The following is a 15,067-nucleotide window of genomic DNA, read 5'->3' as shown; positions in this document are numbered from 1 at the left end:
CCGTCGCGAAGGACGGTCGTCAGACCAGCCTGCCGGGCGCGACGGCGACGGCGGCAGGTGCACCGCGTATCCGGGCGACCAGGTCGCACCAGCTGTCGAGCGGCTGGCGCGGTATGTCGGCGAGGATGGCGAGCCGGTCGGCGTCGAGTTCGTCCGGATCGGTGAGGCGGACCCAGTAGCTGTCCGCCAGCCAGGCCGTCAGATTGGCCTCGTAATCCGAGCGGTCGTGGTCGAACTGCACGCGCCGCAGCAGGGCGGTCACCTGCGAGAAGCCGACGGGCGCGCCCGACCCGCCGGCGTTCCTGAATGCCGCCGGATCGAACGCGTCGCCGCGTCTGATGGCGAGGGGCGTGTCCGACCTGCACATCAGGGCGTGATGGACGCGCTTGGCTCCGCCCGCGCTGTCGCCGCGGCTGGTGACCAGCGCATGCGGCGGTAACGGCCGCTCGACACCCTGAGCGTCGACGTAGCGGCGCCAGATGACGGTGCGCGACGGCGAGACGTCGACGGCCTTCGGCCGCGTCTTCATCACCGAGAACACCGCGCGGACAGGTATGCCGGCCCGCGCCAGCACGTTCGTCACCTGGGCGGGCGCGTTGCCCACGCCCCAGAGGAACGAGCCGCCGCCGGCCTGACGCTCGCGCTCCTTGCGTTCGACGATCGCGTCTAGCCCCTGGCCGGCCTCGGCCTGCATGCGCGACCAGCAGACGTATTCCTCCCGAGGGGGAATATCGGTTCGGGGCCGGACCGCCGCGGTCGGTGCGGCCTCCATCGTCAGGGTCATCGTCCAGTCCTCATGATGGTCCCTGTCGCATCCCGGCACGCGCGGCTCAACGACGGTGATGCCCTTCCGCGAATTAGCGGTGGAAGGAGCTGTGGACCACGTTGTGGATGAACATTCCGGCGGGATCCGCGGTTGCCCCGTTCGACCGGTCACCGATTCATCTCGACGCGTTCCCATCAATACGTTCCTGTTATGTTCTAGCGCAGGTCGCGGTTGACCGCAAGCATCGCGCTCACCCTGTTCTGCGGATCCGTTCGTAGAGGTGCGCGACGTGGTCGATCGGCGATCGCCGCAACGCGTCCGGCGACAACGGCAGCCATCGCGCCAAGCGGCGGTCCGATTCCCGCGCGCGCGCGCCCACATCGATCGCCACGGCTGGAGGGCCAGCCTCATCTGGCCCGTCCATGGGAGCGGACCCCGCATCGCGCGGCCGAGCCCGATCAAGGCGTCGGCCAGGCGGACCCTGACCTCGTCTTCCGAAATCCCGCATCGCAGCGCGATGTCGTCGTAGGGCATGTCGTCGATGGCGCTCAGCAGAAGGACCGCGCGGGTCAGCTTCGGCAAGCTGTCCGCCGCACGCTGGAAGCGGACCGGATCGTCGGCCGGTGTCGGCGAGGCCGTCGGATCGCCGGCGGTCACTGGCGGCGTCCGCGATGGGCGCGACGGGGATGCCCGGTCGCCTGCCTGACGTGGTCGAGCAGGCGTCGGGTCGTCGCATGCGCGATCGCCGCCATCGCGACCTCGCCGGCGTTCGGATCGGCCGGGGCCGGGTCGCGCCATTTCGAGTATGGCGACAGCGCGGTCGCCAGCCTGCCTATGTCGCCATCCGTCGCCGCCAGGCCCGTGGCGTTCGCCAGGCGCAGCGCCTTGCCGACGTCGAGCCCGACGTTCCTGCGGCACCAGTCGTCGTCGAAGCCGACGTCGAGCAGGTGCGAGCTGATGGCGAGCTGGAAGACGATCCTGGCGCGGTAGAGGCGGTCATTCGGACGCATGCCGACGGCCGGGTCCAGACCCAGGAAGAAGCCCTCTGCGTTACGGTAGCGAAACCGGCTCAGCGCTCGCTGTTCGCGGTTCCGCGTCAGCGTGGGGACCGCGTCGCTATCGGTGGTCTTTTGGGCCGCCGGGTTACCGGCGGCGGGCGCCGCCACCGCCACGGCGGCGGGCACGGACGCCAGGCCGACCAGCATCGACCTGCGGGAGATCGCGGCCAGACGGTCGGACGGATCGATCGGGCTTACCGCGTCCCGCGCCGGATAATGGTCGGACGGGGTGGGCGGCCGGGTCGTTGGAACCTGATTCATGACTGGTCCTTTCAGGCTTGTCGGCTGGGGAAGAGACACGCCCTCTCTGGCCCCGCCATTCCCAGAAAGGGGGATATTATCCGGTATCGGTATGTGCAGGTGCACGCGGCGGCGGCGCTTTCGGCCGGCGGCTGCGGTGCGGGCTAGGACGCGGCTCGGCGGCCTGCCGGGGTAGGCGCGTCGTGCATTCGACTGGCACCCGCGTCGTCGGCCCGCCTGGGGCCACGGGCGATTCCCTGGACGGCGCCGGTCGCGATCCGGCCCGTGGTCATCGGCGACCCGCCGCGTTCAGGCCTGATGGATTCAGTCGCCCGTCGCGCCTGCACCGATGGCGATGGCGGAATGGTCCTCGGCGATCGCCCGCAGACCGGCGCCCTTCCGTTCCGAATACCGGTCGACCAGCTGGTCGGCATGGGGCCGCACTAGAACCGTAAAGCGGACGAGTTCCTCCATCACGTCGACGATGCGGTCGTAGTAGCTCGACGGGCGCATCCGGCCAGCCTCGTCGAATTCCTTGTAGGCCATCGCGACCGACGACTGGTTGGGGATCGTGACCATCCGCATCCAGCGGCCGAGCAGCCGCAGCGTGTTGACGGCGTTGAACGACTGCGATCCGCCCGACACCTGCATCACGGCGAGCGTGCGCCCCTGCGTCGGGCGCATGCCCTTCATCTCGAGCGGCAGGTGGTCGATCTGCGCCTTCATGATGCCGGTGATCTGGCCGTGGCGCTCGGGACTGCACCACACCATCCCCTCGGACCAGAACGCGTGCTCGCGCAGTTCGTGGATGGCGGGATGGTCGTCGTCCTGTACCTGATCGGGAAGCGGAAGGTCCGACGGGTCGAAGATACGCGTTTCTGCGCCGAACAGCCGGAGCAGCCGCGCGGCTTCCTCCACCGCCAGCCGAGAGAACGAACGCTGACGGAGCGATCCGTAGAGAAGGAGGATGCGCGGTGGCGGCTGGTCGTCACCGAGCCCCGCGGCCGGGCGGGAGATGACGAACGCCTGGTCGAGCGCGGGCATGACGTCCGCGTCGACCAGCTGGCGGAGGCGGGTCATGCGATTCCCTTGACGAGATAGGCCGCGCTTCCGGGGCACAGCGATGAGAATTGCGCCGTGGACCGTATCGCTACGGGCGCGGTGGCACGGTCGGCGTCGCGGTAGCCGCGCGCGCGGAAGAAGTCGGCGACGGTCGTCGTCAGCAGGTGGAGGCGCTCGACGCCGTCCCGGTGCGCCACCGCCTCTGCGTGCGCCAAGAGGACGGATCCATACCCGAGCCGCTTGCGGCTCGGCAGCAGGACGAGCGAACGCAGCAACCGGTCCGGACCATCGCCCTCGATGCCGACGAAACCGATCGGCCCGTCGGCGTCGGACAGCTTGAAGAAGCGACGACCGGGATCGTTCAGGTCGTCGGTCGGGAGCCGCGCCGCGTCCAGCGCCAGGCGCAGGACGTCGTCGCGCGCATCGGGCATCGGCGAGAAGGCGACCGTCATTCGCCCTCCCGCGCATGGTGCGCGAAGAACGCGTCGGCGACCAGGTGGGCGGCGAGCGCGCCGGCGATCTGGGCGGCGACGAAGGCGGGCACGCAGGCCGGCGCGATCCCCGCGAACGTGTCGCTCATCGAGCGCGCCACGGTGATGGCGGGATTCGCGAAGCTGGTCGACGACGTGAACCAATAGGCGGCGGTGATGTAGAGCGCGACGCCCGCCGGCACGGCGGCGGGCCGGGCCTGCGTCGTTCCGAGGATGGTCAGGAGCAGGCCGAAGGTCGCGACCGCTTCGCCGATGAGCTGCCCGGCCCCGCCGCGCATCTTGGTGGACAGCTCGAGCATGGGCACGTCGAACATGGCGTGCGCCAGCCAGACCCCCACGACGCCGCCCGCGAGTTGCGCGGCGACATAGCTCAACGCCATGCGCGTCGTTAGGTGGCCGCGCAGCCTCATCACCAGCGTGACCGCCGGGTTCAGGTGGGCGCCGGAGACCGGCCCGAACATCGTGATCAGCACGAACAGGATGGCGCCCGTCGCGAGCGTGTTCCCGAGCAGCGCGATGGCGACGTTCCCGCCAGCGAGCCGCTCGGCCATGACGCCCGAGCCGATGACCGTCGCGAACAGCAGGAGGCTGCCCAGCGCCTCGGCGAGCAGTGCGCGGCGCCTCACGCGGGAGAGACGCGGTCGCCCGCGGCGTCGACGACCAGTTCGCCGTCTTCCTTGGCGAAGGTGCCGCGCTGCCTCTCGGGCAGGATGTCCAGCACGGCCTCGGATGGACGGCACAGGCGGACGCCAAGCGGCGTCACCACCAATGGCCGGTTGATGAGGATGGGATGCGCCATCATCGCGTCGATGAGCGCGTCGTCGGACAGCGAGGTGTCGCCGAGCCCGAGATCGGCGTAGGGTGTGCCCTTTTCACGCAGCAGGGCGCGTGCCGACATGCCGGCGCGTTCGATCAGCTGGATCAGCAGCGCGCGCGCCGGCGGCGTCTTCAGATACTCGATCACATGCGGCTCGATGCCCGCGTTGCGGATCATCGCCAGCGTGTTGCGGGACGTGCCGCAGTCGGGGTTATGGTAGATGACGATGTCGGTCACGACTTGATCCTTCAGCAGCAGGCGAGATCGGCGAGCAGCGGTTCGCACAACTCGGCCCGGCCTTGGCAGCAGTCCTTCGCGAGGAAGACCATCAGGGCGCGGAGCGTGTCCATGTCGGCGCGCTGGACCAGGTTGCGTCCGCGCTTCTCGGATTGGACGAGGCCGGCCTTGGCGAGCACGGCGAGATGGGTGGAGAAGGTGCTCTGGCTTAGTCCTGTCGCGTCGACGAGCTGACCCGTCGTCATCCCGTCCGGCTCGTGGCGGACGAGTATCTGGAAGGTGCTGAGGCGTGTCGGGTGGGCTAGCGCGGCTAGCGCGACCAAGGCTGCTTCGGCGTCCATCCATCGGAAATGTCCGATGGAATGTGGTTCGTCAACACCTATCGGGAAAAGTCGATGTATATTTTGCCGGGATGCCGGGCCGCGACCGTGCAGTCGCCATCGGCTACGAACGCTCCCAATGCTATGGTGCGATCTGCTCGCGATGGGAGCGAACGATCGGCGCCCTGCAGCTAAGTCATCGTTGGCCCTGGTGTCGTCGCCAACGATCACGCGCCGCTCGAGGCGGCGGTTCGCCCCATGGCGACCCGCCGCCTGCCTTCATGCCACGGTCGCAGCTTGCCGGCGTCCAGCTTTCGCCTCCGCCTTGGCGCGGCGGCGGCGCTCGGCGCGATTGCCGGCCGGCCTGTCCTCGGCCAGGCGGTCGAGCGCCTTGCCGAGCGCGAGCGCGCCTTCCGCGTATCCGAGTCGTACGAGTGCGTCGATGGCGTTCACGTTGTCGTCGGAATACATCCAGTCATAGAACCGGTCGCGCGCGGCGGCAGACGCGAAGCGATGGACGTATAGGGGTTGGTAGAACAGCCCCTGCGGACCGTGCATGGATTCCGAGATCGCGATCTCGTGCGCGTCATCCAGGCGGGTCACCATCGTGCCGATGCATTCCGCCGGCGGCTCGGCCTCCATGCGCTCGCGCATGTGCTGGTAGAAGGCTGCGGGACCGAGATGCTCGGCAAGCTGGCCCCACTCCTGCCAGCGGTCGCGTCGGATCGCGACCCAGCGGAGCAGCGCGGCCATCGAACGCGCGTCGCCGGCCTCGCGGTCCCAGAGCGGTTCGACGGGTCCTTTGGCCTCGAGCATCGCCTGCGTGGCGAGCACGATGCGCAGCGGGTTCCGGTGGTCGATGAGGATGCGGTAGTGTTCGTCGTTGTCGATACGGTCCTGAAGCATTTCACTGTCCTTCGATGGTCATGTCCGGCCATCGACGTTCAGAAGCCTTTTTTCCTCCTGTTGCCGTTGGCAACCAGTCCTATCCAACTTCTCTTGGAAACGGTCCGCGACCGGTTGGGCGGACATGGCGCGTCTTGCGCGCCACGGATGGGCGTGACGTGACGCGCGTCCGTCACGTCATTCCCCATCCGCCGCGGTCGCGTCGCCTTCGCGCCCGATCGCGCCGAGGCGGAATTCGAGCACCGGGCTGTCGCCCCATTCGAGAACCTGGCGGAAGCCGACGACGAGGCTGCCGACGGTGGCCTCGGCGCCGTCGTCGAGTTCGTAGGCGAGGCTGACCCGGCCGCCGGCGACGGGTGCGTAGCCGATCCGCCGCAGGTGCCACGCCGAGGTCAGCCAGGCGGTGCCTCGCGGGATGTCAGCCGCGAAGACCTCGACACCCTCGATCGTAACGACGTGGCGCCCGCGCTCACGCGGCGTCCGCTGGTATGAGACCGCGAACCCGGCGAGGGGGTCGTCGCGCCCGAACCGCAGCCGGCCGAGTCGGTCGATCGCGTCCTGGTGCGCCACGATCAGGACCGGCCGGTCGCCGACGCGGCGCACGAGATCCGGCATCGCGCGCCAGAAAGCCGGATCGTCAAGTTCGCCGACCGCGTCGACCGGTTCCCTCGGCATCCGTGCGAACACGGCGAACGCGTATCCACCCGCCGCCTCGCGGGCGTGCTTGGCGATGAACTCGGTCCAGTTCGAGCTCGCCTGCTCCATTTCCGGCCGAACCAGCTTGCCCTTCGCTATCCCGTTGAACAGCGTCCGCCGCTCGTCGCCCCGCCCCTCGTCGGCGAGGAATACGCCGACCTCGTCGAAAACCGGGACCACCGCGGGCTCGGCGAGCATGTCGGCCTCGATGGCCGCCCGCAGCTCCTCCATCGCGGGCGCGTCGATCTCCTTCGCCAGCAGCCGTTCGCGGCGGCGGCACGCGATCGTCGCAGTGGCGTCGTCCATCACGCGGACGAGGTTCGCGATGGCGGTCACGGCGTCGGCGTCCGGCGCCAGCGCCTGGATGGCGCGCGGCAGGCCCGGCGGCTGGGTGGCGAGCATGTGCCGGTAGCGGTCGAACTCCATCAGGATGTCGCGCAGCGACCGGTCGCCGAGCGGTGGCAGCGCCTCGTCCGCCGCGATCGCGTCCAGGTCGTCGGCGACGCCGGCGGACCCCTCGCCGGGCGCGAGCGCGGCGATCAGGGCCATGTCGCCCATGACCAGCTGCTCGCGGTCGTGCATCGTGGTCGGCGTGTAGACGCGACCGGGGACGACGGCGTCCTCGCGCATGCTGTCCATGCTGGAGACCAGCCTGTCGAGCCAGTGCCCGTGGGTCCCGTCCTGATAGCGCTCGCCGACGAGCTGGAGCCTGATCAGGCCCTCCACGACCGTCTTGAAGTCGAGGCCGCCCGCGTTCGGCTCCGTCGGGTCCGAGCCCGTGCCGCTGACCAGTTCGCGCGCCGTGACTGCGGCAAGATCGCCGACGGCGCCGCCGCCGATCGACCAGACCAGCATCATCGACGCGGTGACGAGCAGCACATCCTGCCGCGCCCCGTCGACGATCTCGGCGAAGATGCCGCCGGGCGCAGGTTGCGGCAGGAACGGATGGTCCACCCTCGCCGATCGGCCGGCCGCCGCGGCCCAGGCGCCTTCGAGCAGTTCGGGCATCAGCAGCCAGGGGAAGCGGTCGAGCCCGTCGCGCTGCACGTCGAGCAGCGCCGAACCCGGCCAGCGGACAAGGGCCTCGCGGAACAGGCGCGCGCCCGTCTTGTCCCCGTTCCACACCGCGACCGCCAGGCAATATGCGGTGTTGGCGAGGTGCTGGCGCAGGAAGGGCCACGCCGAGACGTAGCGCGCCCATGTCTCTTCGGCGGTCGTGTCGGCCTCGACCTGCCATCCGTAGACCGGCGACGCGGTGTTGAGGTTCGCCTCCCACGCGCCGATCATGCCCGGCATCACCTTGGCGAGGGCGCGGGCGTCCGAACCGCTCAGTCCGACGCGCTCGCCAGCGGCGTTGGCGTCGCCCTCGATGATCGACCGGCGGGTCACCCAGGCCTCGATCGCATGCATCAGTATGGGCTGGAGATCCAGGATGCCCTCGACGACCGTCTTGGACAGCCGGACGCCGGGTTCGGCGTCGAGCAGGCGATAGGGAACGTAGGCGAGCGCGTCGAGGAAGCGCTGCTCGTCCGGGATGCGCTCGGCCGCGCGGTCGAACAGCCGGCGGTATTGGCGGATCCAGTCGATGTGGGGGGCGTGCCAGGCCGCGCCGCTCACCTCTGCGTAGCTGAACGGCCGCCCGTCCTCAGTCTCGGTGGCGTGCAGGCCGATCAGGAAGCGGTGGTAGCGGACGAGTTCGTCGAGCGCGCCCTCGAACGCGACGGGCGCGCGGCGGTCGATCTGGGCGATGGCGCGGTCGGCCAGCTCCTCCATGATCTGCTCGGGTGCCGGCAGGTCATCCCTCATCGCGGCGCTCCTCGAAGCGGAACGCGCGGCGCAGCGCCCACCGCTCGAACGCGGTGAGCGGCACGCCACCATTCCGCCGGCACCATGCGACCCTGCCCCGCATCGAGCGGTCGAGCGCCGGCGTGAACCAGATCCGCGGCCCGGAGCGCGCGGCGCCCCCGGCCGATTCAGGTTCAGCCGAGCAGCGCTTCGCCCATCTGGCCAGCACCCAGCGCACGACGCCCATGTGCACGTCGACGAGCATCGTGTTGGGCGCGAACTCGCGCTCGATCTCTATCTCGCTGCCGGTGCCGAAAGAGTAGCCGAAGAAGGCGCCCGGCATTCCCGGCTCGACCCGACCGCCGGCCGCGCCATAGACCTGCTGGCGAAGGCGGTCGGAGAGCTGCCGCGGCACGACCACGTTGGCGGTGTATCGCTCCCGCAGGCGTTCACGGGCCGAACGCTGCACGAAGCGGAACGTCACCGACACGAAGTGCGCGACAGCCCACAGGTTGACGACGAACCAGGCGGTGTGGGCCGCGACCAGCGCGAGCTTGAAGGCCGGCGAGGCCGAACCGCCGCCCAACCGGTGGAGCAGGGTCTGCAGCGGCCAGAGGAACTGAACGGACAGGACCGCCGCCAGCGCGATGCCGCTCGCAGTGATCCCGAAGAACATCGATTCGTGATAATAGATTTTCACGTCGGTGGTCGCATCGTCGCGCTGCGCAATCAGCGTCACCAGCGCCAATGCCAGCGATATCACCCCGAGCAGGCCGATCTGCGCGCCGAGCAGATAGCTCGGCACCGTCTTGACGATGTCGATGGCCTGCGCCGCCAGTGACGCGGGGATCGCCGGCGAGCCCGGGGCGACGATCTCCGACCAGGCTTCGACATCCAGCATGGCGAGGTCGACGATCAGGTACCGGGCAAGCAACAGGCTGAACGGCGCACCGATGAGGCCGCGGAGAACGCGGTGGTCGACGGGATAGCGCGCGCGACGCGCGACCGGGTTGTCCGCGAGCTGCCGCCGGACCTCGTGCGCCACGAACCTGTTCACGCTGTCGGTCGGGCCGCCCGGGCCCCAGCCGATCCCCATCCTACGCCACGCCCCCAATTCGTCCCGTTGGCGTCATCGCGGGTGATGCCGCACCGTTCGGGTTTTTCCGCTTCTCGCTGGAATGGCGCCGTCATACAACATCGCCAATGAACATCGGCCAGGCATCGAAGGCGAGCGGCGTCTCGCAGCGGATGATCCGCCACTACGAGAAGCTGTCCCTGATCCCGGCCCCGCCACGCCGCGACAGCGGCTATCGCGACTATTCGGATTCCGATGTCCATCGGCTGCGCTTCATCGCCAACGCGCGCGACCTGGGCTTCCCGATCACCGAGATCGCCGACCTGCTGTCGCTGTGGCACGACCGCGACCGGGCGAGCGCGGACGTGAAGGCGCTGGCGCTCGCGCGCGCGGCTGACCTCGGCCGCAAGGCGGTCGCCCTCGAGCGCATGCGCGCGGCGCTCGTCGACCTGGCCGGCAAGTGTCATGGAGACGGTCGGCCTGACTGCCCCATCATCGACGAATTGGCAGAGAAGTGACCTCAAGCCGGTGAGATGAAACCGGGTTTCCGTTCCCTCCGTTCCCCATGTCTCAACTGCCATCGGGATACCCAAATCCCGCCGTTCTCCATTCGTTCTTGACATAACCTTGACATCATGTCAGAGTTTAACTTGCACGGGTGGTCCTGTGCATCGGCGCTTCTGCGTGCCGGGACGACCGAAGGGAACTGACGAAAGGGAACACCGATGCAAGAGAATGCCATCGCGGAGGCGCACGGCCTGCCGCAGCTCATGGACATGCTGACCAACGTGGTCGTGACGCTGGACGCCGTCGGGGCGGATTCATACTCCGACGTCTTCCTCTATGTCGCGGGGTGCCGCGACGGCCGGCCGATGGGCGAACTCTCGCTCGAGCGCGGCGACATGTGGATCTCCACGCATGCGGATCATCGCCCGACGCCGGGCTTCGTGCGCGCCAACGACGTCGCCGATCGGCGGGCGCTGCTGCTCGCCGATCTCGTCTACCTCATGTGGCACTGGCGCTGGGACAGCGCCGAGGCCGCGCGGGTGCTCGGCGTCGGCGAGCAGATCCTCGACCGTTGGATCGGCCAGGCCATCGAGGACGGCGGTGACGGCATCCCGCCCATCGTGGCGCAGCGCGCACGTCGCCTGATCGTCGTGGAGCAGCTGCGCCTGATCGCCGGGGTGGAGGATGCGGCGACGGCCGCCTGGGTGCGTGACGCGCGTGCGGCCTTCGGCGGGCGTTCGATCCGCGACCTGCTCGTCGACGACGGCGAGGTCGGGTTCCGGCGCGTCCTGCTGCTGCTCCTCAACCAGGTCGCCGCGACCAGCCACACGGTTCATTGAGGGTCGCGGCGTGGACAGGCAGAACGAGGTGGAGGTCGAACGCGCGCGGCGGTTGCTGCTGGCCGATGGCCGGTTCAGGGTGCTCGAGCGTGTCGCGCTGCCCACCCGCCGGGTGTCGCTCGGCCCGACGGCGGGATCGTGGATCGGCGTGTGCCTCGACACCGAGACGACCGGCCTCGATCCGGCGAACGACGCCATCATCGAACTGGCATTGCGGCGGTTCAGGTTCACGTCGACCGGGGAGATCGTCGCGCTGGACGCGCCGTTCGCCTGGCTGGAGGATCCGGGCCGGCCGCTGGATCCGGCAGTGTCCCGGCTTACCCGCCTTTCGGACGCCGACCTCGCCGGCCGGACGATCGATGACGGTGCCGCCGTCGAGCTGATGCTGTCCGCCTCGCTGGTCGTGGCGCACCATAGCCGGTTTGACCGCCCGTTCGTCGAGAAGCGCCTGCCGGCCGTCGCCGGTTTGCGCTGGTCCTGCAGCATGGAGGAGGTCGGCTGGGCCGAGGAGGGTTACGAAGGCCGCGCGCTGCGCTGGCTACTCGTCCAGGCGGGCTTCTTCTACGAAGCCCACCGGGCGGGTGACGATGTCGATGCGCTGATCGAGCTGCTGCGCCACCGGTTCAGCGACAGGTCGACGGTGCTGTCCCACGTCGTCGCCGGTGCCCGGCGGACGGGCTGGCTCGTCCGTGCGAGCGGCGCGCACTACGACCGCAAGGACGCCCTCCGCCGCCGCGGATATTTCTGGAATGGCGCGTCCGGCGAGTGGATGCGCGAGGTCGCCGACGAACTGCTCGACGACGAGCGCGAGTGGTTGCGGCTGGAGGTGTATTCGCCCGGTCACCAGCCGCGGGCGCCGGGACCGACCGTCGACCGGATCGACGCCAGCAGCAGATACCGCCGGCTTCAGTGACGCGGCGCCGGGTTCACCGCCACGGCGATGCGGCGAGGTCGGACCGGTCGTGCCCGGGCAGGATCGCCGAGAACCTGCTCGGCAGGCGGGCCAGCGAGCATTCGGGCACATCGATGATCGCTCGCGTGTAGCTCGGCCCGGTCCAGGCCTTCAGCACCTCGTATCGACGTTGAGCCAGCAGCGGATGCCCGACCAGAGCCGAGACCGGCCTTCCGCTCAGGCCCACGGCGATGGTCGCTGGAATGCGGCGGCCGCGCGCGACGATTTCATGCCGGGTCGACAGGAACGTGTCGTCGCCACCCTCACGGTAGACGACACCGCCGCCCAGGTCGATCGTCGCGCGCAGCAGGTCGCCGATGGGTGGGCGCTCTACGCGAAGCGACGCGATCCACGTCGGGGTGCCGGTCGCTGGATCCCTGAGGTGAATGTCGATCGGCAGCGCGTTGCTGTGGATGGGCGCCCACCGCACCCGGTCGAGCATGTCCTTCGCGGGCATTCCCGCCATCGCCAGCGCGTCGCGCAGGACCCGCGAGCAGCGCCAGGCCCACGCCGGCGGGTCCCATGGCAAGCTGCCGTCGATCGTTATCAGGCTTTCGCGGATCTCGGCACCGCGACCTGCCCGCAGGATATCGGCGAATTCCTGCAGCCGCCTGGCGCGGCGCTTGGGCCCGAATGCGTCGGGGACGATGACCCGACGCTGGTCGACCTGGAGAAGATATCCCAGAGGGTGGCCGCATCCGACCGTCGATGGTGGCAGCCTGGTGAGGCCGGCGCCCGCGATCGCCGCCGCCACCTCGTCGTGCCTGTGCGCCGGCAGCAGGTCGAGCAGCCATTGGATTTCGGGATGTTGCGGCATCCGCCGAGGATAGGCGGACGTCGCGGTATATTCGGTTAATGGGAAGCGCTCAGTCCCGGTCGTCTGCGAGGTCGAAGAGCAGCGGCCGACCGCCGCTCTCGCCGAGCCGTTCGACGAGGAGGGTCGCGAGGTTCGTGACGATGACGGACTTGGCTTGCTCCAGCGAAAGGACGGGATGCGTCGCCGGATCGAAGCCTGCCGTGGCGCCATCCTGCTCGTGACCGGCGCGGGCGAGCAGGCGCAGCCGGCCGAGACGCGGCCCGATCAATCGGGCGGTCGGGGCGCCGAACGGAAGTTCGGGCGACCGGCGTCCCGACATCACGATGCCGGACGACTGGAACCGCTTGATCAACCGCGTCCAGTCGGCGGCATAGCTGGATCCGAAGACGATCCGCGGCCGCACGGGGCCACCGGACAGGTTCGCTGACCGGAGCGTCGCGTCGTCGATGGCGGCGACGACCATGTCGGCGCTTGGCGGGGTCAAGGCGACGGCGTGGCCGATCGGCGCGCCCGTGAACAGGTCGATCGCCAAAGTGAGGGTCGGACGCCTTGGAAAAGGCCGTTGCTCGGCGAAGATGTCGACCAGGCAATGGTCGAAGACGATGACCTCGCCGAACCAGCGCGCCACCTCGTTCGCCTCCCGTCGGATCACCTCGCCGTTCTCGGTCTCCTCCTTGGCGATGGCCTGCAGCACGAACCGGCGCAGCGTCTCCCGCGCCGGCGGCTTGGTCTGATCGCCCCAGCCGCGCGCGACGGCGTCGACGATGACGTTCGGGGTGCGGTCGCGGGTCGAGCCGAGGGCACTGCCGATCCTGGCCTCGATCTCGGCGACGCGCTCTGCCTTCACCGACGGCCGCTTCGGCACGACCGGTTCGCTGTATGGCGCCAGTGGGGCGGGCGATCCCGTCCGCTCCCACAGCTTGCATAGACCGTAGAAGCGCGACCGGCCGATCCCGAGTTCGGCGGCGAAACGATCGGCCTGTTCCGCCGAACGCCTTTCCAGCGCCAGGTAGCGCTTGATCACCTCCATGCGTGTCAGCGCCACCGCGCGCTTCTCGAGCGTCAGCTCGAGCCAGCGCGGGTCGTCCCGCCAGTCCTCGCCATCAGCCGTCATGAACGCCCCTGCATCATCGCGCGCGACGATAGGCGATCGTTCCTGTGGCAGCAAGAAGCGCGCCAGTGCGCGCTGCCAAGAAGGAACGTGATCGGAATGGGATTGACAGGGCACGGCTTTTCCTCTCTTATTACTACCACGTTCAGGCAGGATGAGTCGCTTGATATGAGTGGAATGGAATGTGCAGTTGCGACGGTGCGACTGATGACGAGACTGGTTCCGACGATGCCGCCTTCCGCAAAGGGCATGGTGGAGCGCCACCACCGCGCGATGGTGTTCGAGCAGGCTCGCAGGGCGATGTCGGCGACGGCGTCGGAGCCGGGGTCGGGCGTTCTCGGCCCGCTCGCCATCCACGCCACGCTTCGCCCCGTCGGCTCGTTCGCCACCGAAGCCGTGCTGGCGCTGCTGGGGGAATCGGCGGCCCCGGTGCCGTTCGACGCCATCGTCGCGGCTCTCGGCTCGCGCGTCGCGGCGCGCTTCGCGGTGCTCGAGCTCGTCGGGCGCGGGGCAGTCCGCGTCCTGACGCCCGGCTATCTTTCCGGCGCGACGTTGGTGGAGGCCTGCCAGCATTCCGCACTTGCGGGAGGTGGCGGATGGCACTGAGGTTCGACGGATGGACGTTCGCGGGCGGACGTCTCAGCGAAAGGGTCGAGCGGGTGCTCGCCCACGCGATCGGCACCGAGTTCCTCCCTTCGATGCCGCCCTGCGCCAAGCAGGCGCACGACCGAGCGCTCAGGGAGCTCCGCGATGCAGGGCTGCCCTACGTGTCCTACGAGGCGGTGCGGCGGCGGATGGCGGTGATCCAGCGCTGGCTCGATCTGCGCCGCGAGATGCGCTGGACGTTCAACCGCCAGATCCCGATCGACCTGATCGTGGTTGACGCGGACGGCGCGCCTATCGGCAGGCCGCTCATCACGCTCTCGGGGTTCGTTAGGGTCGAGGGGGATCAGGGCTGGCTCGACGCCAGGGCCGAGGTCAGCTTCCCGAGCGCCGCGTCCAGGACGCCGACGGGCGTGCGGCGCGCCACGGAGTGGAGGGACGGTCCTCCCCATTTGAAGGACAGGGCGGCGGAGTGGGGCGTCGGTGACGCTCGCGGCGGGTCGGGACGCGCCACCTTCCGCCGGCGCGCCCGGCTCGCGCGGGTGGTGGACGACGCGAAGTCCGTTCTGGGCACCTTCCACCAGCGCGGCCGCGCCCTGTCGTTCGGATTCCTGGTGTCCGAGCTCGGCTCGCGCTGCGGGGTAGAGGCCGCCGTCCGCCACCTCATCCGGGAAGGCAAGCTCTGGTCGCCCGAGGAGCACGAGTTCAGCGACGACAGCATGATCCACCTGTCATCCGACGATGCCTACTAACGGCGCGTTGGTTGCGAGTCCGGATGGACCGCA

General features: G+C 69.4%; 17 protein-coding genes and 1 pseudogene. 5 read left to right on the top strand and 13 right to left on the bottom strand.

The features are described from left to right. Positions 1-19 precede the first annotated feature (19 nt). The 11 genes and pseudogenes from J0I47_RS12990 to J0I47_RS12945 all read right to left on the bottom strand — a co-directional run bounded on the left by J0I47_RS12990 (position 20) and on the right by J0I47_RS12945 (position 9,474). Positions 20-784, bottom strand: coding sequence for a hypothetical protein (locus tag J0I47_RS12990; RefSeq protein ID WP_294047409.1), 765 nt, complete (start codon positions 782-784; stop codon positions 20-22). 453 nt (positions 785-1,237) lie between these two features. After that, positions 1,238-1,423 (bottom strand): annotated as a pseudogene (locus J0I47_RS15785) (sigma-70 region 4 domain-containing protein); the annotation flags it as partial. Then, on the bottom strand, positions 1,420-2,085 hold the full coding sequence (locus J0I47_RS12985; protein ID WP_294047408.1) for a hypothetical protein: 666 nt from the start codon (positions 2,083-2,085) through the stop codon (positions 1,420-1,422). The pseudogene J0I47_RS15785 and the gene J0I47_RS12985, both read right to left, overlap by 4 nt. 303 nt (positions 2,086-2,388) lie before the next feature. Beyond that, entirely contained in the window at positions 2,389-3,144 is a 756-nt protein-coding gene (gene arsH, locus J0I47_RS12980) for an arsenical resistance protein ArsH (protein WP_294047407.1), read from the bottom strand. Then, positions 3,141-3,578: an arsenic resistance N-acetyltransferase ArsN2 gene (gene arsN2 / locus J0I47_RS12975; protein ID WP_294047406.1), complete on the bottom strand. Its 438-nt coding sequence runs from the start codon at positions 3,576-3,578 to the stop codon at positions 3,141-3,143. The genes arsH and arsN2 overlap by 4 nt, the downstream gene beginning before the upstream one ends. Further along, the gene (locus J0I47_RS12970; protein ID WP_294047405.1) at positions 3,575-4,243 is read right to left on the bottom strand and encodes an MIP/aquaporin family protein; all 669 of its coding nucleotides are present in this window, start codon (positions 4,241-4,243) and stop codon (positions 3,575-3,577) included. Before J0I47_RS12970 ends, arsN2 begins: the two co-directional genes overlap by 4 nt. After that, positions 4,240-4,671: an arsenate reductase (glutaredoxin) gene (arsC, locus tag J0I47_RS12965; RefSeq protein ID WP_294047404.1), complete on the bottom strand. Its 432-nt coding sequence runs from the start codon at positions 4,669-4,671 to the stop codon at positions 4,240-4,242. The genes J0I47_RS12970 and arsC overlap by 4 nt, the downstream gene beginning before the upstream one ends. Before the next feature lie 11 nt (positions 4,672-4,682). Then, complete coding sequence (locus tag J0I47_RS12960; protein WP_294047403.1) at positions 4,683-5,012, bottom strand: metalloregulator ArsR/SmtB family transcription factor; 330 nt, start codon at positions 5,010-5,012, stop codon at positions 4,683-4,685. A 258-nt stretch (positions 5,013-5,270) separates the two neighbouring features. Next, complete coding sequence (locus tag J0I47_RS12955; RefSeq protein ID WP_294047402.1) at positions 5,271-5,897, bottom strand: hypothetical protein; 627 nt, start codon at positions 5,895-5,897, stop codon at positions 5,271-5,273. Positions 5,898-6,074: 177 nt separating this feature from the next. Next, positions 6,075-8,399 carry a hypothetical protein gene (locus J0I47_RS12950; protein ID WP_294047401.1) on the bottom strand — a complete coding sequence of 775 codons (2,325 nt, stop codon included), beginning with the start codon at positions 8,397-8,399 and terminating at the stop codon, positions 6,075-6,077. Next, positions 8,389-9,474 (bottom strand): hypothetical protein, encoded by a 1,086-nt coding sequence (locus J0I47_RS12945; protein WP_294047400.1) that lies wholly within the window; start codon positions 9,472-9,474, stop codon positions 8,389-8,391. The genes J0I47_RS12950 and J0I47_RS12945 overlap by 11 nt, the downstream gene beginning before the upstream one ends. A 107-nt stretch (positions 9,475-9,581) precedes the next feature. Between J0I47_RS12945 and cueR the strand changes: the two genes are divergently transcribed. The 3 genes from cueR to J0I47_RS12930 all read left to right on the top strand — a co-directional run bounded on the left by cueR (position 9,582) and on the right by J0I47_RS12930 (position 11,712). After that, positions 9,582-9,971 (top strand): Cu(I)-responsive transcriptional regulator, encoded by a 390-nt coding sequence (cueR, locus tag J0I47_RS12940; protein WP_294047399.1) that lies wholly within the window; start codon positions 9,582-9,584, stop codon positions 9,969-9,971. 252 nt (positions 9,972-10,223) lie between these two features. Continuing rightward, a complete protein-coding gene (locus J0I47_RS12935; protein WP_294047398.1) occupies positions 10,224-10,799 on the top strand; it encodes a hypothetical protein in 576 nt (191 codons plus the stop codon). 28 nt (positions 10,800-10,827) lie between these two features. Further along, positions 10,828-11,712: a 3'-5' exonuclease gene (locus J0I47_RS12930; RefSeq protein ID WP_294047397.1), complete on the top strand. Its 885-nt coding sequence runs from the start codon at positions 10,828-10,830 to the stop codon at positions 11,710-11,712. 13 nt (positions 11,713-11,725) lie between these two features. Here J0I47_RS12930 and J0I47_RS12925 read toward each other — a convergent pair whose 3' ends face one another. Together J0I47_RS12925 and J0I47_RS12920 are read right to left on the bottom strand one after the other, a co-directional pair. Then, a complete protein-coding gene (locus J0I47_RS12925; protein ID WP_294047396.1) occupies positions 11,726-12,568 on the bottom strand; it encodes a hypothetical protein in 843 nt (280 codons plus the stop codon). Positions 12,569-12,617: 49 nt separating this feature from the next. Beyond that, positions 12,618-13,682: a hypothetical protein gene (locus J0I47_RS12920; protein WP_294047395.1), complete on the bottom strand. Its 1,065-nt coding sequence runs from the start codon at positions 13,680-13,682 to the stop codon at positions 12,618-12,620. 204 nt (positions 13,683-13,886) lie between these two features. Between J0I47_RS12920 and J0I47_RS12915 the strand changes: the two genes are divergently transcribed. Both J0I47_RS12915 and J0I47_RS12910 read left to right on the top strand, forming a co-directional pair. Beyond that, positions 13,887-14,285 carry a hypothetical protein gene (locus J0I47_RS12915; RefSeq protein WP_294047394.1) on the top strand — a complete coding sequence of 133 codons (399 nt, stop codon included), beginning with the start codon at positions 13,887-13,889 and terminating at the stop codon, positions 14,283-14,285. Next, the gene (locus J0I47_RS12910; RefSeq protein WP_294047393.1) at positions 14,276-15,034 is read left to right on the top strand and encodes a hypothetical protein; all 759 of its coding nucleotides are present in this window, start codon (positions 14,276-14,278) and stop codon (positions 15,032-15,034) included. The genes J0I47_RS12915 and J0I47_RS12910 overlap by 10 nt, the downstream gene beginning before the upstream one ends. Positions 15,035-15,067 lie beyond the last annotated feature (33 nt).

Origin of the sequence: Sphingomonas sp., assembly GCF_017304635.1 — a bacterium.
Lineage (GTDB): Bacteria > Pseudomonadota > Alphaproteobacteria > Sphingomonadales > Sphingomonadaceae > Sphingomonas.
This window is presented reverse-complemented; position numbering and strand designations above follow the sequence as displayed.